Raw genomic sequence first — 24,664 nt, forward strand, 5'->3', positions numbered from 1 at the left:
GATGTTTCGTGGCCTTTTTGTTGGGGTCGCGCAGGATGCCTCGGGCGTTCAGGCCGTCTCGCTCTGCGGCTCTTCGCGCTGCAGCGCTTCCTGCGCCCGGGCCAGCTTGGCCGCCGCATCGCGCAGCGCGGTGCGCAGGCCTTCCTCGATCACGGGATGATAGAACGGCATTTCCAGCATGCGCGCCACGGTCAGCTCCTGCTGCACGGCCCAGGCCAGCAGGTGGCCGATGTGCTCGGCGCTGGGACCGACCATTTCGGCGCCCAGGAAGCGACCCGTTTCGATGTCCGCATAGACGTGCAGCATGCCGCGGTTCTTCAGCATGACGCGCGAGCGGCCCTGGTCGCTGAAGTCCACTTCGCCGATCACGAAGGTGCCCGGCACCAGCCGTGCGTGGCCCTGCCCGGCCATGGCGATCTGCGGGTCCGAGAACACCACCGCCAGCGGCGCGCGGCGCAGGCCCTTGCGCACTTCGGGGTAGCGGGCCGCGTTTTCGCCGGCGATGCGGCCTTCGTCGGCGGCTTCGTGCAGCAGCGGCGCGTCGGCGTTGGCGTCGCCCGCGATGAAGATGGGCGCATTGCCCGCCTGCATGGTTTCGCGGTCGAATACCGGCACGCCATGCTTATCCAGTTGCAGCGAGGTGTTTTCCAGGCCCAGTCCGTCGACGTTGGCGCGGCGGCCGGTAGCCACCAGCGCGTAGTCGAAGCGTTCGGTGCGTTCGGTATTGTCCAGCGCCACGTAGCGCACTTCCACTTCGTCGCCGACCCGGGTCGTTTCCAGCACGCGGGCGTCCGGATCCAGATAGAACTCGCGCTGGAAGATCTTGCGCGCCGTATTGCGCACCTGCGGATCGCTGATGCCGGCCAGGCTGCCGCTGACGCCGAACACGCGCACCTCCACGCCCAGGCGCGCCAGCGCCTGGCCCAGCTCCAGACCGATCACGCCGGGACCGAATACGGCGACGCGGCCTGGCAGATCATCCCAGGCGAACACGTCGTCGTTCAGCACCAGCCGGTCGCCCAGCGCACGGAACGGCGGCGGCACCGAGGGCCGCGACCCGGTGGCGATCACCACGCGGGATGCATGCACCTCGGTATGCTCGTCCACCTGCAGCACCGTGTCCGCCACGAAGCGCGCATAGCCGCGCAGCTTGTCTTCGGCGGGAATGCTCTCCACGCCTTCCAGCACAAAGCCGACAAAGCGGTCGCGCTCGCGCTTGACGCGGTCCATCACTTCGGCGCCATCGACCGTAATCTCGCCGCCCACGTGCACGCCGAACGGCTCGGTGTGAGCCGCGTTGTGGGCCGCTTCGGCGGCGGCGATCAGCAGCTTGGACGGCATGCAGCCGACGCGGGCGCAGGTCGTGCCATACGGGCCGCCTTCGATCAGCAGCGCGCGCAGCCCCGCGGCGCGGGCGGCGCGGTAGGCGGCCAGGCCGGCCGTGCCGGCGCCGATGACAGCAATATCGGTATGCAGAGTTTTCATGACTGGGTATCCCCCGATGTGGCGTGGAGCAGGAATTCAAAGGCTGGTTCCGCCTTTTTTCGCACCCTCTGGACGTGGGCAGTCCCGCAGCGCCCGAGGGGCCGCGCGCAAAGGTGCGTAAAAAGGGAAACTTGTGACGGGAGCAGCAGGCGGCGGACCGCCTCTGCGCCCTGCCCGGCCCCAGGGCAGACCCGGGGCCGGTGGCGTTGCAGACGCTTAGGCGAAGTGCGCCTTCAGGTCTTCCAGGCCGCCGATCAGCGCGCCGTTGATGAACACCTGCGGGGCGGTGCCCTTGCCCGAGACGGCGCCGATCACGCGGCCACGGACCTTGTTTTCCAGCGGGATCTCGATCGGGGCGTAACCCTTGGCATCCAGCAGCGCCTTGGCTTCCACGCAGAACGGGCAGCCCGGCTTGGAGAACACGACCACCTGGTCGGGCTTCTTGGCCGACGGGGCGAAGTGCGCCAGCATGGTGTCCGCGTCCGACACTTCAAACGGGTCGCCTTCCTTTTCCGGCTCGATGAACATCTTCTGGACCACGCCGTCCTTGACCAGCATGGAGTAGCGCCAGCTGCGCTTGCCGAAGCCCAGGTCGCTCTTGTCGACCAGCATGCCCATGCCTTCGGTGAACTCGCCGTTGCCGTCGGGCAGCAGCGTGATGTTGGCCGATTCCTGATCCTTGGCCCATTCGTTCATGACGAAGGTGTCGTTGACCGACACGCAGACGATGCTGTCCACGCCGGCGGCGAAGAAGGCGGGAGCCAGCTCGTTGTAGCGCGGCAGGTGGGTCGACGAGCAGGTCGGCGTGAAGGCGCCGGGCAGGGAAAAGACCACGACGGTCTTGTTCTTGAACAGGTCGTCGGACGTGACCTTCTTCCAGGTGTTGTCCTCACGGACCGGGAACGTTACGTTCGGAACACGTTGGCCTTCGCGGTTTTGCAGCATTCAAATCTCTCCTTGGGGTAGCGGGGTTGTTTGATTAACCACCATGGAAAGAATGATAAATCCTTGCTATCAATTATTCAAATTTAATAAATTCAATGAATCAATAGATTTTGGCAATGAACAAATAGCTAGCGCGAGGTCGAACCTATCATAGCCCGGCCTCGCGCCTGGAGGCATTACACCGGCAGCGGCTGGTAGCCGGCGTCGCGGATCGCGTCCTCGATCTTGCCGGCGTCATCGGCCCCGGTCACGGTCACGCGGTGGGTGGGCAAATCGATTGTGACAGTCGCGCCCGGCGCCGCCTGGTTCACCGCCGCCGTGATGGTCTTGGCGCAATGGCCGCAGGTCATGTCAGCCACTTGGAACTCGATGCTCATAGTTATCTCCATAGGATTCAAGGGTGATGGACTGCGTTTCGTCCACCATGGAAAACAGCTTAAACCTTCCTATGATGGCAAGGTCAAGCGTAGAATCGCACTCAGGCCACACAGGAGCAGAGCAATGAATATCGGAGAGGCATCCAAGAGTTCGGGCATTTCCGCAAAGATGATCCGTTACTACGAAAGCATCGGCCTGATCAGCCCTGCCGGACGCACGGATTCCGGCTACCGCGTGTACAGCGAACACGATCTGCATACGCTGCACTTCGTGCGCCGCGCGCGCGACCTGGGTTTCTCGGTGGAACAGATGAACGAGCTGCTGGCGCTGTGGAAGGACCGCAGCCGCGCCAGCGCCGACGTCAAGCGCATCGCGCTGGAACACGTGCAGGAACTGGAGCGCAAGGCCGAGGCGCTGCGCGACATGGCGGCGACCCTGAAGCATCTGGCCGAGCACTGCCAGGGCAATGATCGGCCGGACTGCCCGATACTGGAAGGCCTGGGCTGCAAGCACTGAAGCTGCCCAGGCCTCGCGGCCATCAGTCCTGGGCTTCGGCCGCGACCTTGGCGTGATAGGCGTCGGTGGCCGCCTGCTTGGCGGCCGCCTTCTCGGCGGCGGCCGCGGCCTTGGCCTCTTCCGCGGCGGCCGCTTCCGCCGCCGCCTGGATGGCGCGCTGGCGGGCCCGTTCCCTAACCACCTGAATGCCCTCGGCGTCCAGCGATTCGAACACCGCGATGGACTCCACATGGCCCGTGTGCGGGAACATGTTGATCACGCCCGCGCTCTTCAACACGTAGCCGCCTTCATGCACCATGATGGCCGCGTCGCGCGCCAGCGTGGCCGGGTTACAGGACACGTAGACAATGCGCACGGGACGCTCGTGCGCCTCCAGCTGCGACAGGGCCTGCGCCACGGCATGCGCGCCTTCGCGCGGCGGATCGATCAGCATACGGTCGAAATAGCCCAGGCCGCGCAGCCATTCCACGTCCACCTCGAACAGGTTCAGGGTGGCGAAGCTGGTGCGATCGCCCAGGCCATGGCGCGATGCCGCGTCGAAAGCGCGGTCGGTCAGCGCCTTGCTGCCTTCCACGCCCACGGCTTCCCTGCCCTGCGTCGCCAGCGGCAGCGTGAAGTTGCCCAGCCCGCAGAACAGATCCGCCACGCGGTCGGTCGGCTGCACTTCAAGCAGCTTCAGGGCGCGCGACACCATGGCGCGGTTGATGGCGTGGTTGACCTGAGTGAAATCGGTGGGCCGGTACGGCATGCGCAGGCCGAATTCCGGCATGGTGTAGGCCAGCGTGTCGCCGTGCTCGCGCTCCAGCGGGTGCACGGTTTCCGGACCCTTGGACTGCAGCCACCATTGCACGTTGTGCTTGGCGGCGAAGGCGCGCAGGATGGCGATGTCGCCGTCGGTCAACGGCAGCAAATGGCGCAGGACCAGCGCGGTGACGCCCTCGCCCAGCGACACTTCGATCTGCGGCATGCGGTCCGGCGCGGACATGGAACCGATCATTTCGCGCAGGGGGATCAGCAGGTCGCTCACGTGGCGCGGCAGCACATGGCATTCGCGCATGTCGGCCACGTAGCTGCTCTTGCGCTCATGGAAGCCGACCAGCACGCCGCCCTTCTTGGGCACCACGCGCACCGACAGGCGGGCGCGGTAACGGTAGCCCCAGGTCGGGCCTTGCAGCGGCGCCAGGATGCGCGCCGGACGCAATTTGCCGACGTGCCAGAAAGTATCTTCCAGCGAACGCTGCTTGATCGCCACCTGCGTGCTGGGCTCCAGATGCTGCATGGCGCAGCCGCCACAGACACCGAAATGCGGGCAGCGCGGCGTTACCCGCTGCGACGAGGGCCGCAGCACCTCGTCCACGCGCGCGATCTCGTAGGACGGCTTGCGGCGCAGCGTAACCGTGGTGACCCGTTCGCCCGGCAAGGCGCCTTCCACGAAGACGACTTTCCCGTCGCGGCGGGCGATACCCCGGGCTTCCAGGTCCAGGGATTCAATACTCAAAACGTCAGACATCTCACGCAGTCCAGAAGAATTACACGCAACCCGCTATTGTAAAAGGACTGCGGCCATTCCTGGAAATGGCCATGCGGGGCCGGAACGGCCTTCCGATGAAAAAAGGGCTTGCCGCGGACGGCGGACGCCGCCGATCCTTGGCAAGCCCGAAAGCCGGCGCCGCCAGGCGCCGCCACGGATATCGGTCAGAAGGAACGCGCCACCGAGAAAACCGCGCCCAGGCGGCCCGAGGGATGGCCGTACTTGGTCGGCAGCCAGTTGTCCTTGGTCGCGCCCACCGCGGCCAGGCCCAGGATCCAGCCCTTCAGGTCCTTGGTCACGCCGAGCTTGTAGTCGACGTAATGGCCGATGGAGTCGCCGTCCATATTGGTCTGGTTCTTGAGCTTCTGGTAGCCCAGGTGGCCGACCAGGCCCCAACCGTCGCCCAGATCGAAATTGGCCGTGCCGTCCAGGTACCAGGTGCCCTTGCTGTCCGGCGTGCTGAAGAAGTCGCTGGGCGTGTAGGAGTACTTGAGGCTGTAGTTGCCGTAGGACGCGCCCAGATAGAGGTCGGTGTTGTTGTAGTTTCCGCCCTTCGGCGAGCTGGAACCGGGGTAGTAGTAATGCAGCACGCCCGCGTCCAGCGTGAAGCCGCCGCCCACGTCGCCCTTCCAGCCGCCATAGAAATCCATTTCCAGGTTGCCGTCGGTGAAGACGAAATCGGACACGTTCGAGTTCCAGTTGCCCAGATAGAAGCCGGAACTGTGGGTCAGGTCGAAGCCCAGCTGCACGGCAGGCCGGAAGTCGGTCTGCGAGTAGCCGCGGAAACGGTAGTCGCTGACGATGGCGGCGTTGCCGCTGAGCGAGAATCCGCCGCCCAGATCGGTGGGTTCGGCCTGCGCCGTCGCGGCGAAACAAGCGGCGAGCGCAAAGGGCACGGCTAGCAACGTCTTCTTCATGGTGCGGAGTCCTGATCGGTTTTGTCGAATGGGCGGATGGCCGAGGCGCATCCCAAGGACCGGCGGTGCAGCGTTTGAAACCGGTTCCTACTCCACAAAGCAATGTCCGTGCCAGGTCTGGCGCAGCCCGATACGGCGGCGCATGCGTCGCTGGCGGCACCCGCCCCGCACCAGAACAGTGCGGACGCGAGCGCCGGCGCACGCCCCTATGCGTCAAAACGGGGAACCCGCTGCGGATCGGCTCGCATGGCGGGCCGCCGCTAGCCACCATCCGGGACGCCAAATGAAAAACCCCGGCACGCGGTCGCGTGTCCGGGGTTGCTGGCGTGGGCCGGCCAGGACGGCCGGCCACACGGCTTAGTTGGCGGCAGGCTTGGCCGGCGCGGCGGCGGCAGGCGCTTCAGCCTTGCCCTTGCCGTGGCGTCCTTCCATGCGGGCATGACGCTCCTGCATGCGATCCTGGCGTTCCTTGACGAACTTGGTCACCTGGCCTCGCTGGGTGTCATTCAGGCTGTCCCAGACCGCAAGCCATTGGTCGCGCACCTGCTTGGCCTGGGGACCGAAGGCATCACGCGATTTTTCGGACTGCTCGACCAGCGCGCGGGGATCCAGCTTGCCGCTGTCCAGCTGCGCCTTCAGCAGGTCGTGGCGCTTGTCGCCAGAGGCGCGCATGGCTTCGTGCAGGCTGCGTTGGCCGTCCTGCGCGGTCTTGAACAAGGCCTGCTGCTTGTCGTCCAGCTTCAGCTCGGCGACCTGGGCCTTGGTCACGGGACCCAGGCCGGGAATGAAGAGGCCGTCGCGCATGCCTTTGTGGAAGCCGCCGCGCTGGCCATCGTGCATGGCGGCGGGACCGCCGTCAGCGGGAGGAGGAGGCGCAGCCATGACGGAGCCGGCCACCAGGCCGCCCGTCGCGGCGACAAATGCAAGAGCGGCCAAATTGGAGCGGATAGCGAATCGGGACATGTAGGTCTCCTGAAAGTGAAGAAAGCGAGGCCATTGTGCGATTGGCCCGGTTTCATCCAGGTTTCGCTGGGGCAAGCAATGTTTCAGTCGATTGCGCAGGCGCCAGACGCAAGAACGGGGCCGCAAGGGCCCCGTTCGATCCTGTTCGCCGGGAGGACGGGTCCTCCGGCCAAGACACCGCTCAGTTGGCGTCCCAGGCCGCCATGTATTCCTTCCAATGCGGCGCATCGCTGGCGCTGAGGGTGTCCCGCACCAAGGCGATTTCCGTTTCGTAGGAAGTGCGGTCGAGCTCGCCGCGCAGGAAGCGGAAACGGCAATACACCAGCCAGGTGTTGACCACGTCGGTTTCGCAATAGGCCCGCACCTCGTCGGCGCGGCCCTGGCTCCAGGCTTCCCACACCTTGCTGCCGTCCATGCCCAGCTTGCCCGGAAAACCGCAGAGCTTGGCGAGTTCGTCCAGCGGCGCGTTGGCGCGGCCGTTGTACTTGGCCAGCAGGTCCATCAGGTCCAGGTGCCGGGAGTGATAGCGCGAGATGTAGTTGTTGAACTTGAAGTCGCGGTCTTCCTCGCCCATGTCCCAGTAACGCGGCGCGGGTACGCCCTGGATCAGGCTGCGGTAATGCAGCACCGGCAGGTCGAAGCCCGAACCGTTCCAGCTCACAAGCTTGGGCGTGTAGCGCTCGATGGTCTTGAAGAAACCCGCCAGCAAGGCTGCCTCGGGATCGTCGGGCTGGCCCAGGGTCTTGACGCGAAAGCCCTGGTCGTCGCGGAACACGCAGCCCACCACCGCCACCTTGTGCAGATGCAGCGGCAGGAAATCATGGCCCACGGCCTCGCGGCGCGCGGTCAGGGCGCGTTCGACCACTTCCTGGTCGGGAACGTCAGCCCCCCAGCCGTTGAGCTTGCGCAGCCCCTCGGCGTCGGGGATGGTTTCCAGGTCGAAGACGAGAGTCGGCGTCATCGCGCGGGCAGATACTGCATGGGATCCACCGGCTGGCCTTGGCGGCGGATTTCGAAGTGCAGGCGCGGCGAGGTGGTATCGCTTTGGCCGAGTTCGGCGATCTTGGCGCCGCGCTTGACGTTCTGGCCGGTCTTCACCAGCACCGCGCGGTTGTGCGCGTAGGCGGTGATGAAACCGTTCTGGTGCTCGACGATGATCAGGTTGCCCAGGCCGCGCACACCGTTGCCGCTGTACTTGACCAGGCCGTCCGCGGCGGCGGTGACCGGATCGCCCAGCGCGCCGGCGATGTCGATGCCCTTGCTGCTGTTGTTGAAGCCCTGCACGATCTGGCCGCTGGCAGGCCAGGCCCAATTAATGACGGCCGCGTCGGCCGCGCGCGTGGCGGGCTTGGTTTCGACCGGCGCCGTGGGTGGCGGCGTGGTGGTTTCAGTGGTGGGCGGCGGCAGGGTTTCCGGCTGGTCCAGCGGACGCGGCTGCGGCTTGGTGCCCGCGACCGGCGCGGTCTGGGCACCGCCGCTGGCGCTGCCGGACATCTTCAGGACCTGGCCGACCGAGATCTGGTTGGGATCGCTGAGGTTGTTCCAACGCTTGACGTTCTCGACATCCACATTGTTGGCGCGGGCGATCTTGTAGAGCGTGTCGCCCGGTTTCACCACATAGGTGCCGCCGGTCTGGGTGGCCGGCGCGGGTTGCCCGCCAGTCATGTCGACCACCGGAGCGCGAGTACCTTTGGAAGCGCAGCCAGCCAGGATGGACAGGCTGAGAGCCCCCGCGATGAAGAGCGGGCGGCGCAGGCGCGTCATGGACGCGCCCAGGGTGATATCGGTCAGTTGCAACTGCCCGTTGAGCATACGTTTCTCCTGTTTGCTCAAGATTGTATTCCGGCCCGTAGCGGCACAAAGCGCACGGCCTCTAATTCAGTGCGTTTCCAGCTGGCCGCGCCTGTGCGTTCGATAAGAACCAGGCGCTGGTTGGCGCCCCCTTCCGGAGCGATCAGGCGGCCACCCGGCGCGAGCTGCGAGAGCAGCGCCTGCGGGATGGCAAGGCCAGCGGCAGCCACAACGATAGCATCGAACGGCGCCACGCCGGGCAGACCCAGCATGCCGTCGCCGTAGATCAAGCGGATCCTGGTGGTGAGCCGCAAGGCGCGCAGATGTTCGCGCGCAAGTTCATACAGTCCGCGGATGCGTTCGATGGAGTGAACCTCGCGCACGAACTGCGCGAGTACCGCCGCCTGGTAGCCGCAACCCGCGCCGACTTCCAGCACGCGGGTGGGCGTGCGGTCGTCGCAGGCGGCGGCGATCATGCGCGCCACCACCCAGGGCTGGGAGATGGTTTGCGAATGGCCGATGGGCAGCGCGGCGTCTTCGTAAGCGCGGCTGGCCAGCGCCTCGTCGACGAACAGATGACGCGGCACCGCGCCCATGGCGTTGAGCACGCGTTCGTCGGTGATGCCCTGCGCGCGCAGGCGCTCGACCATGGCCTGGCGCAGGCGGTCCGAGTTCAGGCCCAGATTGCTGCCCGATGCGGGCGTGGGCGCCTGGGTCTGGCGTTGCAGCGTGGCTGCAGAAATGCGGGTGTTGCTGTTGGCGGGCGTGACGCCGGGACTGAGCCGGCCCGAGTCGTAACGCACCGGACCGGTGCGCCCGGGCACGGGCTGGGTCACGTCCGGCTGGCTTACGCGTTTACGCATAGCGGCTCCGCCCAGGTCCGGATCTCGTCGAGCTGGCTGTGCTGGGTCAGGTCCAGGCGCAGCGGCGTGACCGACACCGTGCCCTGCTCGACGGCATGAAAGTCCGTACCCGGCGTGGCGTCGGCAGCCAGGCCCACGGGTCCGATCCAATAGACGGTATCGCCATATGGCGTGGTGGTGCGCACCACCGGCTGCGAAGGATGGCGCTTGCCCAGGCGCGTGACCGCGAAGCCGTGCATGTCTTCGAAGCGGCGGCTGGGGATATTGACGTTCAGCAGCACCGGCGCGGCCAGCGGCTGGGCCAGGTGGCGCTCGACCACCAGGCGCGCGGCGCGCGCGGCGGAATCGATGTGCGCCCAGCCCTTCTCGGCCAGCGAGAACGCGATGGCCGGGATGCCGAACAGATAGCCTTCGCTGGCGGCCGCCACGGTGCCCGAATACAGGGTGTCGTCGCCCATGTTGGCGCCGTTGTTGATGCCGGAGACGACCAGGTCGGGCCGGGTATCCATCAGGCCGGTGAGCGCCACGTGCACGCAGTCGGACGGGGTGCCGTTGACGGCGATGAAGCCGTTGGAGGCGGTGCGCACCGACAGAGGCCGGTTCAGCGTCAGCGAGTTGGACGCGCCGCTATGGTTGGTCTCGGGCGCGACAACGGTGAGATCGCCCAGGCCTTGCAGCGCGTCAACCAGCGCCTCGAGCCCAGGGGCCGAATAACCATCATCGTTCGAAACCAGAATTCGCATTGTGCATCCGAAAGAAAATAAAACGCGGGTGAACGCGTCGGATTGTACCGTCCGCGGCCGGCATCCGTGCGATCGGCTGGCAGACGGGGGCCGCCGCCCCGCTCGATAACCCGTAGCCGGACCCGGCCCCGGGCGCGGTAGAATCCGCAGCCATTACGGCAACAACACAACAACAACGGACCCTCTCTCCATGGCGATAAACGACCCCTCCCTGGTCTTCAGCGCTGCGCTCATCCTGCTGGCCTACCTGATCGGCTCCGTGCCGTTCGCGGTGGTCGTCAGCAAGCTCATGGGCCTGCAAGACCCCCGCAGCTACGGCTCCAAGAACCCGGGCGCCACCAACGTGCTGCGCACCGGGAACAAGACCGCCGCCGCGCTGACGCTGCTGGGCGACGCCGCCAAGGGATGGTTCGCAATCTGGCTGGCCGAAAAGCTGGCTCCCGGGATCTCCCCCGTCGCGCTGGCGCTGGTGGCGCTGGCCGCCTTCCTGGGCCATCTGTACCCGATATTCCTGCGCTTCAAGGGCGGCAAGGGCGTGGCCACCGCGCTGGGCGTGCTGGTGGCGATCCAGCCCTGGCTGGCGGTCGCCACGGCGGCCACCTGGCTCATCGTCGCGGTATTCTTCCGCTATTCGTCCCTGGCTTCGCTGGTGGCGGCCTTCTTCGCCCCTGTCTACTACGTGTTCGGCTCCGGCCTGGCCTGGTATGCGCAGCCGTCCATGGGCGTGGCGCTGGCGGCCATCGGCGTGCTGTTGTTCTACCGCCACCGCGCCAATATCACGCGCCTGGTCCAGGGCACGGAAAGCCGCATCGGCGGCGGCAAGAAGAAATAAGCGCGAAACGAATGCGCTTCGGGGCGGCCGGCAAGGCCGCCCTTTTCATTTTCAGGCAATGTCGGCCAGATCCCAGCGCGGCTTCACAGTGAAGCTGTGCGCGTCCGGATCCAGGGTCGCCAGGCCCGCCTTGACCCGCTCCGCGGCCGCAAAGGCGATCATGGCGCCGTTGTCGGTGCACAGCTCCAGGGGCGGGAAATAGGCGCGCGCCTTGAGCGGCTTGAGCGCCGAGTCCAGCTTGGCGCGCAGCAGCTGGTTGGCGCCCACGCCCCCGGCCACCACCAGGCGCTTCAGGCCGGTCTGCTTCAGCGCCTTGATGGCCTTGGCCGCCAGCACTTCCACGATCGCGGCCTGCGTGGCCGCGGCCAGGTCGGCGCGGGTCTGTTCGTCCAGACCGCCCGCGGCCTCGGCGGCCTTGACGCGGGTCAGCACCGCCGTCTTCAGGCCACTGAAACTGAAATCCAGGTCGCCGCTGTGCAGCATGGGCCGCGGCAGATCGAAACGCGCGGCATCGCCGCTGGCGGCCAGCCGGGACAGCGCCGGCCCGCCCGGATAGCCCAGGCCCATCAGCTTGGCGGACTTGTCGAAGGCCTCGCCCGCGGCGTCGTCCAGCGTTTCGCCCAGCAATTCATAGCGCCCCACCCCGTCCACGCGCATCAGCTGCGTGTGTCCGCCGGACACCAGCAAGGCCACGAAGGGAAATTCCGGTCGCGGATCCGCCAGCATCGGCGACAGCAGATGGCCTTCCAGGTGATGGATGCCGATGGCGGGCAGATGGCGCGACCAGGCGAATGACTGCGCGACGCTGGCGCCCACCAGCAAGGCGCCGGCCAGGCCGGGGCCGGCCGTATAGGCCACGGCGCCGACATCCGACATTTGCAGGCCCGCGTCTTCGAGGACCTGGCGGGTCAGCGGCACGACGCGGCGGATATGGTCGCGCGAGGCGAGTTCCGGCACCACGCCCCCGTATTCCTGGTGCATGGCGATCTGGGTATGCAGCGCGTGCGCGAGCAGGCCCCGTTCCGTACAGACGGCTGCGACGCCGGTTTCGTCGCAGGAGCTTTCAAAGCCGAGAATAATCATGGCGGCAGAGTTTACAACTGATGCGAAAATACGCCCTTTCATGAAAAACCGGCGGGCAACCCGGCCCGCCCACAACAACCCGCAATCCTGCAAACACATTGGGGACTCGAATGCTCGAGAAGCTATTCAAGCTGCGTGAACACGGCACGACAGCGCGTACGGAACTGGTCGCCGGCCTGACGACCTTCCTGACGATGTCGTACATCATCTTCGTCAATCCGGACATCCTGTCGTCGACGGGCATGGACCGCGATGCCGTGTTCGTCGCCACCTGCCTGGCCGCCGCGCTGGGCTCGCTGGTGATGGCGCTGATCGCCAACTGGCCGATCGGCATGGCGCCGGGCATGGGCCTGAACGCCTTCTTCGCATTCACCGTGGTCAAGACCATGGGCTACACCTGGGAGCAGGCGCTGGGCGCCGTGTTCATCTCGGGCGTGATCTTCCTGTTCCTGACGTTCTCGGGCATCCGGGTCTGGCTGGTCAAGGGCATTCCGCATTCGCTGCGCAGCGCCATCGCCGCCGGCATCGGGCTGTTCCTTGCCATTATCGCGCTATCCAGCGCCAACATCGTGGTCGCGCATCCCGCCACCAAGGTCACGCTGGGCGACCTGACCCAGCCGGGCCCGCTGTTCGCCATCCTGGGCTTTTTCATCATCGCCGCGCTGGATGCGCTGCGCGTGCGCGGCGCGATCCTGATCGGCATCCTGGTGGTCACGGTGCTGTCGATGGCGCTGGGCTACAACGAATTCAAGGGCATCTTCGCCGCCCCGCCCAGCCTGGCGCCCACGCTGATGAAGCTGGACATCCTGGGCGCGCTGCACAGCGGCTTCGTGCACGTGATCCTGGTGTTCGTGCTGGTCGAAGTGTTCGACGCCACCGGCACGCTGGTGGGCGTGGCCAAGCGCGCGGGCCTGATGCCCGAGAACCGCCCCAACCGCCTGGGCCGCGCGCTCTTTGCCGACAGCAGCGCCATCGTGGCCGGTTCGATGCTGGGCACCAGCAGCACCACCGCCTACGTGGAAAGCGCCTCGGGCGTGCAGGCCGGCGGCCGTACCGGCATGACCGCCCTGGTCGTCGCGGTGCTGTTCCTGGCTGCGCTGTTCATTTCGCCGCTGGCCGGCGCCGTGCCGGCCTACGCCACCGCGCCCGCCCTGCTCTACGTGGCCGGCCTGATGATGCGCGAACTGATCGACATCGACTGGAACGACGTCTGCGAAGCCACGCCGGCAGCGCTGACCGCGCTGGTCATGCCGTTCACGTACTCGATCGCCAACGGCATCGCCTTCGGCTTCATCAGCTACGTTGTGCTGAAGACGGCCACCGGCAAGATCCGCGACGTGCATCCCGCGACCTGGCTGGTCGCCGCGCTGTTCGTGATCCGCTACGCCTTCTTCCCAGGCTAGGCCAGGCCGCCAAAGCCGCCCTACAGAGCGGGCCAATCGCAGGAATAGCGGAAATCAATCAACCCGCCGCACCATAAGGTTGCTGGCGGGTCCGCTTGATTTCACCGATACACTCCCCATGTATAACGGCATATGGAGTCCGACTTGCGCCTTACCCGCTTTGTTTCCGCCCCGCTGTCCTGTTCCACCGTGTACACGGAGGTTTCCGCATGAGCAGCCTGGCACGCATCCCTTTTTCCGTACTGGACCTGGCCCCGATTGTGCAGGGCCGCGACGCGGCTGACGCCTTCCGCAACACGGTTGCGGTCGCGCAGCACGTGGAACGCCTGGGCTACAAACGCTTCTGGCTGGCCGAACACCACAACATCAACGGCGTGGCCAGCAGCGCCACGGCGGTGCTGATCGGCCACGTGGCCTCGCACACCAGCACCCTGCGTGTGGGCTCGGGCGGCGTCATGCTGCCCAACCATGCTCCGCTGATCATCGCCGAGCAGTTCGGCACGCTGGAAACGCTTTACCCTGGCCGCATCGACCTGGGCCTGGGCCGCGCACCCGGCAGCGACGGCGCCACGCAGCACGCCTTGCGCCGCGGTCCGCGCAGCGGCTTGGAATTCCCTGCGCTGGTCGAAGAATTGCGCGGCTTCCTGGCGCCTTCGCGCCCCGGGCAACCGGTGCGCGCGATTCCCGGCGAAGGCCTGGACATTCCGATCTGGCTGCTGGGTTCCAGCGATTTCAGCGCGCGGCTCGCCGCGGAGCTGGGGCTGCCCTTCTCCTTCGCGGGGCATTTCTCGCCTGAAGGCATGGCCGCCATGCGCCTGTACCGCCATTTGTTCAAGCCGTCGGCAACGCTGGCGCGGCCCTACGCCATGATAGGAGTGCCGGTCGTGGCCGCCGAAACCGATGAGGCCGCCAGGCGCCAGGCCACCACCCAGCAACTGAAATTCCTGTCGCTGGTGCGCGGCAACCGCCTGCAGCTGCAGCCGCCCGTCGACAGCATGGACGGCCTGTGGAACGAATGGGAGCGCGAGGCGGTCCATCAAAGACTGGGCGCCGCGATCGTGGGCGGCCCGGATACCGTCCGGCGCGAACTGGAAGCGCTGGTCGCCGAGACCGAGGCCGACGAAGTCATGATCGTCTCGGATTTCTACGATATCGCCGACCGCCTGCGGTCCTTCGAGATCGTCGCGTCGTTGAAAAACGGCACCCCGGCAAGCACCGCGGCCTGAGGGCCGCAGCCCGCGCCCCTGGCGCCAACCATTGCGACGCGGCCATTACCCGCTCTACTATCGTTCTAAAGCACCGAACGCCGCCGCAACGCCCCATCGGGTCCGGGACGGGCATACCCCGGGCCTCTGAGACCGCTTTTTACGCCGCTCGCCGGCAAGGATTCAAAATGAGTATTGTTGAACTCACCAAAGACAGCTTCCAGGAAGCCATCACCCCCGACGGTACGCTGATCGTCGATTTCTGGGCACCGTGGTGCGGCCCCTGCCGCGGTTTCGCGCCGGTCTTCGAGCAGGCCGCCACCGAGCATCCCGACGTCACCTTCGCCAAGGTCAATACCGACGTGGAACAGGAACTGGCCGGCGCACTGGGCATCCGCTCGATCCCGACCCTGATGGTCTTCCGCGAGAAGGTCCTGCTGTTCTCGCAACCGGGCGCCCTGTCGGGCGGCCAGCTCAATGAGCTGCTCGCCAAGATCAAGGAAGTGGACATGGAAAAGGTCCATCAGGAAATCGCGGCTGCCCAGAACGGACAGGACGCCTGAAAACGCTACGCTGGCCCGTGCCCCCTGGGATCAGGACTCGACTTCCCAGGCCGCACGGCCGCGCGTGATGTTGGCGGCGGTCACTTCCAGGTCCGCCACCGCTGCGCGCGGCACCGTGAACCGTAGCGCCACCCCTTCTTCGTTGAAATCTTCTTGCAGGATGGCCGCGCCTGCCTGAGCCAGGCGCGACTTCAGCAACGCCAGTTCGCCAAAGCCGCAAGCGCAGGCGACGGTTGCAAGATCCACGATCTCGGTCCGGTCCCCAAGCCGCAGGCAGTTGGCCGCGCAGCCCCCGTAGGCGCGCACCAGTCCGCCTGCGCCGAGCTTGATGCCCCCGTACCAGCGCACTACCAGCACCGCCACGCGATCCATGTCCTGGCCTTCAATGGCTTGCAGGATGGGACGGCCAGCCGTGCCTCCCGGTTCGCCGTCGTCATTGAAGCGGTATTCCTGGCCGATGCGGTAGGCCCAGCAGTTGTGGGTCGCTTCCGCGTCGCTGTGCTGGGCAAAGAAGCGCATGGCTTCGTCCACGCCGGACACGGGCGCCGCGTACGCGACGAAGCGGCTTTTCTTGATGTCTTCCTGGTAGGTGCAAGGGGCGGTCAGCGTGTGCGTCATGACCGGCATTGTATGTGCCGGCAGCCCCTAGCCGTGGCAGTCAGGGACTTCCTGATCGAGGTACACGTCGAAGGCCACATCGCGCGCCCACTTCGCGGTCATGGCCTTCCAGGCGCCCGCGCGATCCCAGGCGCGCATTTCCTGGCTCAGCCAGTTGCGGCTGGCGGAGTCGGCGGCCGGCAGCAGCCACACGCGTTCGCGCCGGGCGCCATCGGCCGCCAGCGTCGAGGAGAATTTCTTCCATTCCGGAAAGCGCACCAGCGGCTCCCAGACCGCGTCGTCGACCAGGCCGATGTCGCAGCTGCCTTCGCGCACGGCAACCAGCGCATCGGACGGCACGCGGTAGGTGCGCACCACGGCGCCCCAGCTTTCGGCCAAGGCGCGGGAAGCGGTTGCAGCCTCGGCCATGCAGACGCTGCGGCCGCGCACGTCGGCGGGCCGGCGCAGGCTGGTATCGCTGCGGATCACGGCCTTGGGACGCGCGGCATAGCCCGTGGCCTGCGTCGCGACGGTGTCCGGTTGGCCCGACTCGCCGTCGGCCAGGACCAGATCGACCTGTCCCGCCGCCAGCGCGGCAGCGGCCTGCTCCTGCGGCAATTGCACCAGGCGCACCGGCAGTCCGAGGCTCTGCCCCACTCTGTCCGTCATTGCCGCGTCCAGGCCGTCCGGCGTGCGGATCTTGGCGCCGGCCGCAGGCGGCGGCGCCAGGTAAGGCACGCCCACCACCAGCTCGCCGCGCGCCCGAGCCGCCGCGAAGGCGTCGGACTGCGCCTGTGCGAAACCCGATGCAACCAGGCAAGCGCCGAGGACCAACAGACGGATGCGGCCGATCATGCGGGACTCCTGTCGCCCTTAAACGTACTGATAGCGCAGCAGGCGGTGCTTGAGGTTTTCAAGCACGAACTGATCGATCAGCGCGGCCAGCACGGCGATGACCAGGATGTTGGTCATGACGCCGGTCATGTCGGCGATTTCGCCAGAATAGGCCAGCGAACGGCCCAGCCCCTTGCCGAAGCCGATCAGCATTTCCGCCGAGATCAGCGCGCGCCAGGCATTGCCGAAGGCGAGCTGCGCGCCGGTGATGAGCTCGGGCATGACGGCCGGCAGGTAGACCCGCTTGACCAGGCCCCAGCGCGTGGCGCCCATGACGCGCGCCGCCGACACGTGCACGCGTTGCACCGATTCAGTCGCGTTCATGACGCTGAGCGCGGCCGGGAAGAAGGCGGACAGGGCCACCACCACGATGATCGGCGTATTGCCGAAACCCATCACGATCAGGAACAGCGGCACCCAGGCGATCGACGGAATCGACTGCAGGATGACGATGGCGCTGCGCAGCACTTCGCGAAAGAAGAACAGCACCGCCGCCACCAGGCCGAAGCCGATGCCGGCCGCCAGCGCCAGGCCGTAGCCCGCACCCAGCCGTCCCAGCGTGCCCAAGAGGCTCTGGTGGAAGGACTGCTTGCCCAGGTCTTCGACCAAGCGCTCGACCACGGCGGGCACGCCCGGCATCAGGAAGTCCGGCAGCGCGAACGCCGCCAGTTGCCACAAGGCCAGGATGAACAACACGCCCAGAACGCCCGCGAAGTGTTTGCGGGCGCCGGTGACTCGGGTAGATGCGCTCAAAGCTTGCGAGCCTCTTGCCAGGACAGGTCGACGATGCTGGAGACGTCATACGGCTTGCCGTCGCGGGTCTTCAGCGAACCCTGGGCCTGCAGGATGTCGGCGATTTCCTGCATGCGGCGGGTGTCCTTGTCGGTCAGCTTGGGCGTGAAGACCTGCGTGCCGATGGCCTCGGCAATGACGGTTTCGCGCGGCAGCTCGCCACGGGTCAAGGTCTTCAAGGTGGGCTCGGCGATGAAGTACGACGCGATCAGCTTGGAAGCCTGCGCGGGTTCCTTCTGCAGCAGCTGGATGGCCTGGTTCTGCGCATCCAGCGCCTTCCAGACGTCGTCCTTGCGCTTGGCCAGCGTTTCGCCGGAGGTGATCACCACCATGCACGGGAACGGCCAGGCCTGACCGACTTCATAGATCTGCTTGACCGGCGCCACCAGCTGCGCAATGCGGTCGTAGGGTTCGAACAGGAAGGCCGCGTCCACGCGCTTGCCCACCAGCGACTGGACCGCCACGGCCGGGCTTACGCCCATGACGTTGACGTCGTCCGCGCCCAGGTTGCCCTGCTTGAGCACCACGCCCTTCAGGACCACGTCGGCGGTGCTGCCTTCGGCCTGGGAAGCGAGGGTCTTGCCCTTCAGCCCCGCGATGTCCTTGATGCCGGAGTCTTCACGCACGATCAGCGAGTGGTAGCCCTGCTGCGCACCGCCCACCACCTTCAGGTCCGCGCCCTTGGAAGCCCAGGCCACCGCGTTGGTGAAGCCCAGCACGCCAATGTCCAGCTGGCCGCCGACAATCGCCTTGATCAGGTCGGTACCCGACTTGAACTCGATCAGTTCGGAATCCAGGCCGGCCTTTTTGTAATAGCCGCCCTCTTGCGCGACGATGGCTTGCGCATCATCCATCACGCGCAGATAGCCCACGCGGAATTTCTCGGCCGCCATCGCGGGGGCCGCCGCCAGCAGCGCCGCGGCCAGCGGCAGGGACAGCCATTGCTTCAGTTTCATGGGAAGTGCTCCAAGGTATGCAGAGCCGGCCGGCGCGCACGCGCCGCCAGCAAGAATCCAGAGATCCGGGGGGTCAGGCCGCCAGGGCCAGGTCGGCGTGTTCGCCGGAACCGTCCACCGCGATGCCGAGCAGGCGCAGGATCTCGCGCTTCTCGGCCGCCAGGCCGGACAGGTCATGGGTCTTTTCGCGGTGCGCGAGATTGAACTCGCGCAGCACGCGGGCCGGGCGCGGGCTGAAGACGATGATGCGGTCGGCCAGGAACAAGGCCTCGTCCACGTCGTGGGTCACCAGCAGCACGGTGGGCTTTTCCTGGGCGATGAGCTGGCGCAGCACATCCTGCAGGCTCAGGCGGGTCAGCGCGTCCAGCGCGCCGAAGGGCTCGTCCATCAGCATGGTCTGCGGCTGCGCGATGAAGGCCCGCGCCAGGGCGGCGCGTTGGCGCATGCCGCCGGACACCTGATGGGGGTAATAGTGTTCGAAGCCGGCCAGGCTGACGCGCGCCAACCACTGGCGCGCGGCTTCGCGGGCGCGGGATTTGGGCGTGTTCTGGAATTCCAGCGCCAGCGCCACGTTGTCCTCCAGCGTCAGCCAGGGGTACAGCGCGTGCTCCTGGAACACCAGGGTACGGCTGGGATGGGGGCCGGCGACCGCCTTGCCGTCGGCCAGGACGCTGCCTTCGGTGGGCTTTTCCAGGCCGGCCGCCAGATGCAGCAAGGTCGACTTGCCGCAGCCCGACGGGCCTACCAGGGCGACCAGTTCACCGGTCTTGATTTCGCTGGTAAAGCCGTCCACCACCGGCAGTTCGCCGAAGTGCTTGTGGACATGGTCGAAGGTCAGATTCATGGAACGTATCGTGGCGGGCCAAAAACGAGCCTCCAATCTAACAATTCGTTATATGAATCCAAACGATCAATATTGAATGTCTTAACTTCTTTTCGTAATAAAGAACCCATCCACGGCATTCTGCCGCGACTGGCTACAAGCGCTAAACGGCCGCCCTGATTCCGCCGGCGATACTCAATTCGAATCGATAACGCGAAAAACGATATTGGACCCACGCCCCTCCGGTCATTAAGGTGGATCCCGGACATAACGGGGCCCACCCCGATCGGAGCGACATGGAGCGAGACAACACCGCCGCCGCGCAACCGCGCGGCGCGCTATCCCATCTGAAGATCCTGGACCTGACGCGCGTGCTGGCCGGCCCATGGGCGACGCAGACGCTGGCCGACATGGGCGCGGACGTCATCAAGGTGGAGCGTCCCGCGCACGGCGACGACACGCGCGGCTGGGGGCCTCCATTCCTGACCGGCGCCGACGGCGCGGAGACCCGGGACTCGTCCTACTTCCTGAGCGCCAATCGCGGCAAGCGGTCCATTACCGTGGACATCGCCACGGCCGAAGGCCAGGCGCTCATCGCGGAACTGGCGAAGGACTCCGACGTGCTGGTCGAGAACTACAAGGTCGGCACGCTGGCGCGCTATGGACTGGACTACGACAGCCTGCGCGCCATCAATCCGCGCCTGATCTATTGCTCGATCACCGGCTTCGGCCAGGACGGACCCTACGCGCCGCTGCCGGGTTACGACTTCGTGTTCCAGGGCATGGGTGGGCTGATGAGCATCACCGGCGACCCCGCCGGCGAGCCGATGAAATCCGGCATCGCCATCACGGATCTGCTGACCGGCGTCTACGCCAGCACGGCGATTCTTGCCGCGGTCGAGCACCGCCACGTCAGCGGCGTCGGGCAGTACATCGACATGTCGCTGCTGGACTGCGTGATCACGATCTCGTCCTACCAGGCCATCAATTATTTCCTGTCCGGGCGGGTGCCCCAGCGCATGGGCAATGCCCATTCCAACATGGTTCCGTACCAGGTGTTCGCCTGCAAGGAAGGCTCGGTCATCGTCGCGGTCGGCAACGACGGCCAGTACCGCGCCCTCTGTGGCGCCATCGGCCGCGCCGACCTGGCCGCCGACGAACGCTACGCCACGGCCGGCGGGCGCAACCGGAACCGCGACACGCTGATACCCCCGATCGCCGAGGCGATGCTGGCGCGCACCATGCAGGAATGGGTGCAGATCCTGCAGGCGGCGAACGTGCCCTGCGGGCCCATCTACAACATCGAACAGGTATTCCAGGATCCGCACGTGCGCCATCGCGGCATGCAGCTCTCGCTGCCCCACGCCACCGGCGTGGACACCCCGGCCGTGGCCAATCCCATCCGCATGCGCGACACACCCATCCGCTACGGCCGCGCCGCCCCCACCCTGGGCCAGCACACCGACGACGTGCTAAGCGAACGGCTAGGCCTGGACCAGACCCGCATCGCGGAGCTGAAAGGCCGCGGAATCATCTGACCCAGCCGCCGGGCAGGCGGCCACGACAACAACCCAGGAGACACCACCATGCGCATCACCACCGCCGCAGTCTGCGGCGCCTTGACCCTGGCTGCCCTTGTGGCCGCCCCCGCATCGGCCCAGGATGCGCCCGTCCGCTTCATCGTGCCTTACCCGCCGGGCGGCGCCGCCGACCAGATCGCGCGCCTGGTGGCGCAGGAAATGAGCAAGGGCGGCGGCGCGACCATCATCGTGGAGAACAAGCCCGGCGCGGCCGGCATGATCGCCGCCGATTACGTCGCCCGCGCCAAGCCCGACGGCAAGACCTTCTTCGTCGGCTCCAACGCCCCGCTGGTGGTGAACCAGGCGCTCTACGCGAAGATGACCTACGACCCGGCCAAGGACTTCGTCCCGGTCTCGGGCATGGCCAAATCGCCGCTCTTGCTGGTGGTCCGCCATGACCTGCCGGCGCGCGACGTCAAGGCCTTGATAGCCCTGGGCAAGCAATCCCCCGGCAAGCTGACCATGGGCTCCGCCGGCACCGGCAATATCACCTATCTTGCCGGCGAGTACGCCGTCAGCAAGTTGGGCTTCCAGGTCACGCACGTGCCGTACCAGGGCAGCGCGCCCGCCATCGTCGGCCTGATGGGCAGCAGCACCGACATGATGTTCGACGCCCTGCCCTCCAGCATGACGCAGGCGCAGGCTGGCAAGATCCGCCCCTTCGCCGTGCTCGACGACAAGCGCTTCGCCGGCCTGCCCGACGTGCCCACCGCCAGCGAACTGGGCTATCCCGGCATCGATGCCAGCGCCTGGTTCGGCCTGGTTGCGCCCGCCGGCACGCAGGCCGCCGTGGTCGACCAGATGAACCGCGGCGTCAACCAGGCGCTCGCGCAGCCGGAACTGCAGCGCAAGCTCACCAGTATTGGAGCGGTGGCCATGCCGGGCAACGCCCAGGTGTTCGCCGCCTTCGTCCAGGCCGAGCGCGACCGCTGGCTGCCGGTCGCCCGCGACCTGGGCCTGAAGGCCCAGTAAAGAGGCCGCCATGATCACCTTGGACTCCATCGAGGCGCTGCGCGCCTTCTCCGGACAGCCTCCCGCGCTGACTCCCTGGCAGACGGTCGACCAGGACACCATCAACCGCTTCGGCCTGGCCACCGGCGACACGCAGTGGATCCATATGGACCCGCAGCGCGCGCAGGCCGAATCGCCCTACGGCGCGGCCATCGCCCACGGCTTGCTGACGCTCTCGCTGCTGCCCAGCCTGTATGCGTCGGCGATGCGCTTTCCGAACCGCAGGCTGGCGGTGAACTACGGTTTTGACCGCGTGCGCTTCACCCAGGCGGTCAAGGCCGGCGCTCGCGTGCGCGGCGCGTTTGCGCTGACTTCCGTCGACGAACTGCCGGACGGCCAGGCCCGGCTGGCGTGGGACGTGCGCATCGATATCGACGGCGAGCAAAGGCCCGCGCTGGTCGCGCGCTGGCTCACGCAGATCGCCTATCACACAGGCAAGGAGCAGGCATGACACTGAAGATCACCCGCCACGGCGCCACCGCCGTGCTGGCCATGAACCGCCCCGACCAGCGCAACGCGCTCAGCCTGGAAATGCGCGAGGCGTTCGCGCGCGCCCTCCCGGAACTGCGCGAGGATGACGGCATCAAGGCCGTCGTCCTGACGGGATCGGGCGGGCATTTCTGCGCCGGCGGCGACATCAAGTCCATCGCGCAGGCGCACGCCCAGGGCCTGGACGCCTTCGAGGGGCGCGCTCGCATCCGCAAGATCCACCAATGGTACGACGCGTTGGTGGACCTGGAAAAACCCGTCATCAGCGCGGTGGAGGGCGTGGCTTTCGGCGCCGGCCTGTCGCTGGCGCTATGCGCGGACTACGCCATCGCGCGGCGCGGCGCCACTTTCTGCGCGGTGTTCGCCCGCCTCGGTTATGTGCCCGACATGCTGGGCATGTATCTGTTGCCGCGCGCCGTCGGCCTGGCGCGCGCCAAGGAACTGGTGTTCACGGCCCGGGTCTGCGACGCCGAGGAAGCGCTGGAACTGGGACTGGTGCAAGCGCTTTGCGACGGCGATCCGCTGGAACAGGCGCTGGCCATGGCCGAACGCTTTCACAACGCTCCGACGCAGGCGCTGGGCCTGGCCAAGACCATCATGAACCGGACCTTCGAGTCCAGCCGCGAAGACATCTACACGCAGGAAGCCATGGCCCAGGCCATCTGCCGCGACAGCGCCTTCCACCGCGAAGCCGCCCGGCGTTTCGTGGAAAAACTGCCCCCCGCCTACAAATGGGACTGAACGACATGCCCACGCCAACCCAAACCGCCGAACCGGGCCCGCAGGCCCGCTACGAGGCCTATCTGAATGAAGGCCGTTTCATGCTGCAGCGCGACCGCGCCAGCGGCGAATTTTTCTTCTATCCACGCGTGGCCGCGCCGCGCAGCGGCTCGCGCGATCTGGAATGGGCCGCCCCGAGCGGCCTGGGGCGCATCTACGCCGCCACCGTCATCCATCCCCGGCCGCCCGAAACTCCCTACGGCGTGGTGCTGGTAGACCTGGACGAAGGGCCGCGGCTGATGTCGCGGGTGGACGGCATTCCGGCGCAAGAGGTGCGCATCGGCGCCCGGGTGCGCGCCCGCGTCGTCCAGGAGGCCGGATGCGGCGTGCTGGTGTTCGAACCCATGGCGGAGCAAGCATGACCCAAGACCGTTTCCCGCGCGGCAAGTCCGCCATCGTCGCCGCCGCCACCTATGGCATCGGCCAGACCCCGGGCATGAGTTCGATGGACCTGGCGGTCCAGGCCAGTCTTGCGGCCCTGGACCAGGCGGGGCTGCGCCCGGACCAGGTCGATGGCCTCTTCATCGGCCTGCCCGATGACTTCATGTCCGGCCTGGGCTTTGCCGAATACCTGGGCATCTCGCCTCGCCTGACCGAGAACAACCGCACCGGCGGATCGTCTTTCCTGACGCACGCCATGTGGGCCGCGCTGGCCCTGGAAGCGGGACAATGCGACGTGGCGCTGATCGCCTACGGCAGCAATCAGCGCAGCGGCGCGGGCAAGCTGGTGAGCTCCATGCGCCCTGCCCCCAACGAAGCGCCCTACCGGCTGGCGCGTCCGGTGGGCGCGTATGCGCTGGCGGCTTCGCGCTACGCCCACCAATACGGCCTGAAGCGCGAACAGCTGGGCGCGGTGGCCATCGCCGCCCGCCAATGGGCCATGCTCAATCCCGAAGCCTACATGCGCGAACCCCTGGACATGGCGCAGTACCTGTCGGCCCGCATGGTGGCCGAACCCTTGAGCGTGCGCGACTGCTGCCTGGTCACCGACGGCGCCGCCGCCGTGGTGATGACCCGCGCCGACCGGGCCCGCGACCACTGCGCCCGGCCCGCCTACCTGCTGGGCGCGGCCGCGGCCACCGACCACCGCGAGATCACCAACATGCCCGACCTGACGGTAACGGCCGCCACGCGCAGCGGCGCGCGCGCCTTCGCCCAGGCCGGCGTGCGTCCGCAGGACATCGATGTACTGGAGCTGTACGACGCCTTCACCATCAACCCCATCCTGTTCCTCGAGGACCTGGGCTTCTGCGCCAAGGGCGAAGGCGCGGCCTTCGTCGAAGGCGGCCGCATCGCGCCGGGCGGCGAGCTGCCCGTCAATACCAACGGCGGCGGCCTGTCCTGCGTGCATCCCGGCATGTACGGCCTGTTCACCATGGTCGAAGCCTACGTGCAGCTGGCCGGCCTGGGCGGCGCGCGCCAGGTGCCGAGAGCCAGCCTGGCGCTGGCGCACGGCAACGGCGGCGAACTCTCCAGCCAGGCCACGCTGATCCTGGGCACGGCCGAAACGCTTTGAACTCCACA

The 24,664-nt window shown here is 66.9% G+C and carries 27 protein-coding genes; 11 read left to right on the top strand and 16 right to left on the bottom strand.

Annotation, left to right across the window (positions count from 1 at the left end; genetic code table 11):
* Positions 1-48 precede the first annotated feature (48 nt).
* From ACZ5YA_RS06130 to ACZ5YA_RS06140, 3 genes are all read right to left on the bottom strand, one after another.
* A complete protein-coding gene (locus ACZ5YA_RS06130; RefSeq protein WP_464092196.1) occupies positions 49-1,485 on the bottom strand; it encodes a dihydrolipoyl dehydrogenase in 1,437 nt (478 codons plus the stop codon).
* A gap of 216 nt (positions 1,486-1,701) precedes the next feature.
* Positions 1,702-2,430 (bottom strand): glutathione peroxidase, encoded by a 729-nt coding sequence (locus ACZ5YA_RS06135; protein WP_054453993.1) that lies wholly within the window; start codon positions 2,428-2,430, stop codon positions 1,702-1,704.
* Positions 2,431-2,606: 176 nt separating this feature from the next.
* The gene (locus ACZ5YA_RS06140) at positions 2,607-2,807 is read right to left on the bottom strand and encodes a heavy-metal-associated domain-containing protein (RefSeq protein WP_059375690.1); all 201 of its coding nucleotides are present in this window, start codon (positions 2,805-2,807) and stop codon (positions 2,607-2,609) included.
* Between the two features lie 124 nt (positions 2,808-2,931).
* Here ACZ5YA_RS06140 and cueR point away from each other — a divergent pair, with 124 nt between their 5' ends.
* Positions 2,932-3,324: a Cu(I)-responsive transcriptional regulator gene (cueR, locus tag ACZ5YA_RS06145; RefSeq protein WP_059375687.1), complete on the top strand. Its 393-nt coding sequence runs from the start codon at positions 2,932-2,934 to the stop codon at positions 3,322-3,324.
* A 22-nt stretch (positions 3,325-3,346) separates the two neighbouring features.
* Here the strand turns inward: cueR and rlmD are convergent, their stop codons facing one another.
* The 7 genes from rlmD to surE all read right to left on the bottom strand — a co-directional run bounded on the left by rlmD (position 3,347) and on the right by surE (position 10,132).
* Positions 3,347-4,834 (bottom strand): 23S rRNA (uracil(1939)-C(5))-methyltransferase RlmD, encoded by a 1,488-nt coding sequence (gene rlmD, locus ACZ5YA_RS06150; protein WP_251879954.1) that lies wholly within the window; start codon positions 4,832-4,834, stop codon positions 3,347-3,349.
* A gap of 185 nt (positions 4,835-5,019) precedes the next feature.
* Positions 5,020-5,772, bottom strand: a complete 753-nt coding sequence (locus ACZ5YA_RS06155) for a TorF family putative porin (protein WP_059375682.1) — start codon at positions 5,770-5,772, stop codon at positions 5,020-5,022.
* 357 nt (positions 5,773-6,129) lie between these two features.
* Positions 6,130-6,735: a hypothetical protein gene (locus ACZ5YA_RS06160; RefSeq protein ID WP_059380094.1), complete on the bottom strand. Its 606-nt coding sequence runs from the start codon at positions 6,733-6,735 to the stop codon at positions 6,130-6,132.
* A 181-nt stretch (positions 6,736-6,916) separates the two neighbouring features.
* On the bottom strand, positions 6,917-7,696 hold the full coding sequence (locus tag ACZ5YA_RS06165; protein ID WP_118932050.1) for a 3'-5' exonuclease: 780 nt from the start codon (positions 7,694-7,696) through the stop codon (positions 6,917-6,919).
* The gene (locus ACZ5YA_RS06170; RefSeq protein WP_118932051.1) at positions 7,693-8,547 is read right to left on the bottom strand and encodes a peptidoglycan DD-metalloendopeptidase family protein; all 855 of its coding nucleotides are present in this window, start codon (positions 8,545-8,547) and stop codon (positions 7,693-7,695) included. The genes ACZ5YA_RS06165 and ACZ5YA_RS06170 overlap by 4 nt, the downstream gene beginning before the upstream one ends.
* A 17-nt stretch (positions 8,548-8,564) precedes the next feature.
* Positions 8,565-9,389, bottom strand: coding sequence for a protein-L-isoaspartate(D-aspartate) O-methyltransferase (locus tag ACZ5YA_RS06175; protein ID WP_059380091.1), 825 nt, complete (start codon positions 9,387-9,389; stop codon positions 8,565-8,567).
* Positions 9,374-10,132 (bottom strand): 5'/3'-nucleotidase SurE, encoded by a 759-nt coding sequence (gene surE, locus ACZ5YA_RS06180; RefSeq protein ID WP_059380090.1) that lies wholly within the window; start codon positions 10,130-10,132, stop codon positions 9,374-9,376. Before surE ends, ACZ5YA_RS06175 begins: the two co-directional genes overlap by 16 nt.
* A 190-nt stretch (positions 10,133-10,322) precedes the next feature.
* Here surE and plsY point away from each other — a divergent pair, with 190 nt between their 5' ends.
* A complete protein-coding gene (gene plsY, locus ACZ5YA_RS06185) occupies positions 10,323-10,964 on the top strand; it encodes a glycerol-3-phosphate 1-O-acyltransferase PlsY (RefSeq protein WP_059380089.1) in 642 nt (213 codons plus the stop codon).
* A 51-nt stretch (positions 10,965-11,015) separates the two neighbouring features.
* On the opposite strand, the gene tsaD is transcribed toward plsY, so the two are convergent.
* Positions 11,016-12,047, bottom strand: coding sequence for a tRNA (adenosine(37)-N6)-threonylcarbamoyltransferase complex transferase subunit TsaD (gene tsaD, locus ACZ5YA_RS06190; RefSeq protein WP_464092197.1), 1,032 nt, complete (start codon positions 12,045-12,047; stop codon positions 11,016-11,018).
* A gap of 110 nt (positions 12,048-12,157) precedes the next feature.
* Here tsaD and ACZ5YA_RS06195 point away from each other — a divergent pair, with 110 nt between their 5' ends.
* From ACZ5YA_RS06195 to ACZ5YA_RS06205, 3 genes are all read left to right on the top strand, one after another.
* Positions 12,158-13,450, top strand: a complete 1,293-nt coding sequence (locus ACZ5YA_RS06195) for an NCS2 family permease (RefSeq protein ID WP_059380087.1) — start codon at positions 12,158-12,160, stop codon at positions 13,448-13,450.
* Between the two features lie 209 nt (positions 13,451-13,659).
* Complete coding sequence (locus tag ACZ5YA_RS06200; RefSeq protein ID WP_059380086.1) at positions 13,660-14,676, top strand: LLM class flavin-dependent oxidoreductase; 1,017 nt, start codon at positions 13,660-13,662, stop codon at positions 14,674-14,676.
* Positions 14,677-14,843: 167 nt separating this feature from the next.
* A complete protein-coding gene (locus tag ACZ5YA_RS06205) occupies positions 14,844-15,218 on the top strand; it encodes a thioredoxin family protein (RefSeq protein ID WP_013394055.1) in 375 nt (124 codons plus the stop codon).
* A gap of 30 nt (positions 15,219-15,248) precedes the next feature.
* Here ACZ5YA_RS06205 and ACZ5YA_RS06210 read toward each other — a convergent pair whose 3' ends face one another.
* The 5 genes from ACZ5YA_RS06210 to ACZ5YA_RS06230 all read right to left on the bottom strand — a co-directional run bounded on the left by ACZ5YA_RS06210 (position 15,249) and on the right by ACZ5YA_RS06230 (position 19,301).
* Complete coding sequence (locus ACZ5YA_RS06210) at positions 15,249-15,836, bottom strand: IMPACT family protein (RefSeq protein WP_059380102.1); 588 nt, start codon at positions 15,834-15,836, stop codon at positions 15,249-15,251.
* A gap of 27 nt (positions 15,837-15,863) precedes the next feature.
* Positions 15,864-16,670: a transporter substrate-binding domain-containing protein gene (locus ACZ5YA_RS06215; protein ID WP_464092198.1), complete on the bottom strand. Its 807-nt coding sequence runs from the start codon at positions 16,668-16,670 to the stop codon at positions 15,864-15,866.
* Between the two features lie 18 nt (positions 16,671-16,688).
* Positions 16,689-17,462 (bottom strand): ABC transporter permease, encoded by a 774-nt coding sequence (locus tag ACZ5YA_RS06220; protein WP_054453964.1) that lies wholly within the window; start codon positions 17,460-17,462, stop codon positions 16,689-16,691.
* On the bottom strand, positions 17,459-18,457 hold the full coding sequence (locus ACZ5YA_RS06225) for an ABC transporter substrate-binding protein (RefSeq protein WP_059380084.1): 999 nt from the start codon (positions 18,455-18,457) through the stop codon (positions 17,459-17,461). The genes ACZ5YA_RS06220 and ACZ5YA_RS06225 overlap by 4 nt, the downstream gene beginning before the upstream one ends.
* A 73-nt stretch (positions 18,458-18,530) precedes the next feature.
* On the bottom strand, positions 18,531-19,301 hold the full coding sequence (locus tag ACZ5YA_RS06230; RefSeq protein WP_059380083.1) for an ABC transporter ATP-binding protein: 771 nt from the start codon (positions 19,299-19,301) through the stop codon (positions 18,531-18,533).
* 275 nt (positions 19,302-19,576) lie between these two features.
* On the opposite strand from ACZ5YA_RS06230, the gene ACZ5YA_RS06235 reads away from it, so the two are divergent.
* The 6 genes from ACZ5YA_RS06235 to ACZ5YA_RS06260 are packed head-to-tail and all read left to right on the top strand — an operon-like array spanning position 19,577 to position 24,656.
* Complete coding sequence (locus ACZ5YA_RS06235) at positions 19,577-20,818, top strand: CaiB/BaiF CoA transferase family protein (RefSeq protein ID WP_464092199.1); 1,242 nt, start codon at positions 19,577-19,579, stop codon at positions 20,816-20,818.
* Between the two features lie 48 nt (positions 20,819-20,866).
* A complete protein-coding gene (locus tag ACZ5YA_RS06240; protein WP_251879948.1) occupies positions 20,867-21,832 on the top strand; it encodes a Bug family tripartite tricarboxylate transporter substrate binding protein in 966 nt (321 codons plus the stop codon).
* Between the two features lie 10 nt (positions 21,833-21,842).
* A complete protein-coding gene (locus ACZ5YA_RS06245; RefSeq protein ID WP_059380080.1) occupies positions 21,843-22,322 on the top strand; it encodes a MaoC family dehydratase in 480 nt (159 codons plus the stop codon).
* Positions 22,319-23,101 (top strand): enoyl-CoA hydratase/isomerase family protein, encoded by a 783-nt coding sequence (locus ACZ5YA_RS06250; RefSeq protein WP_464092200.1) that lies wholly within the window; start codon positions 22,319-22,321, stop codon positions 23,099-23,101. Before ACZ5YA_RS06245 ends, ACZ5YA_RS06250 begins: the two co-directional genes overlap by 4 nt.
* A 5-nt stretch (positions 23,102-23,106) precedes the next feature.
* Positions 23,107-23,502: a Zn-ribbon domain-containing OB-fold protein gene (locus tag ACZ5YA_RS06255; protein WP_251879944.1), complete on the top strand. Its 396-nt coding sequence runs from the start codon at positions 23,107-23,109 to the stop codon at positions 23,500-23,502.
* Positions 23,499-24,656 carry a thiolase gene (locus tag ACZ5YA_RS06260; protein WP_251879942.1) on the top strand — a complete coding sequence of 386 codons (1,158 nt, stop codon included), beginning with the start codon at positions 23,499-23,501 and terminating at the stop codon, positions 24,654-24,656. The genes ACZ5YA_RS06255 and ACZ5YA_RS06260 overlap by 4 nt, the downstream gene beginning before the upstream one ends.
* Positions 24,657-24,664: the final 8 nt, after the last annotated feature.

Source organism: Achromobacter sp. JCM 18799 (assembly GCF_055395645.1).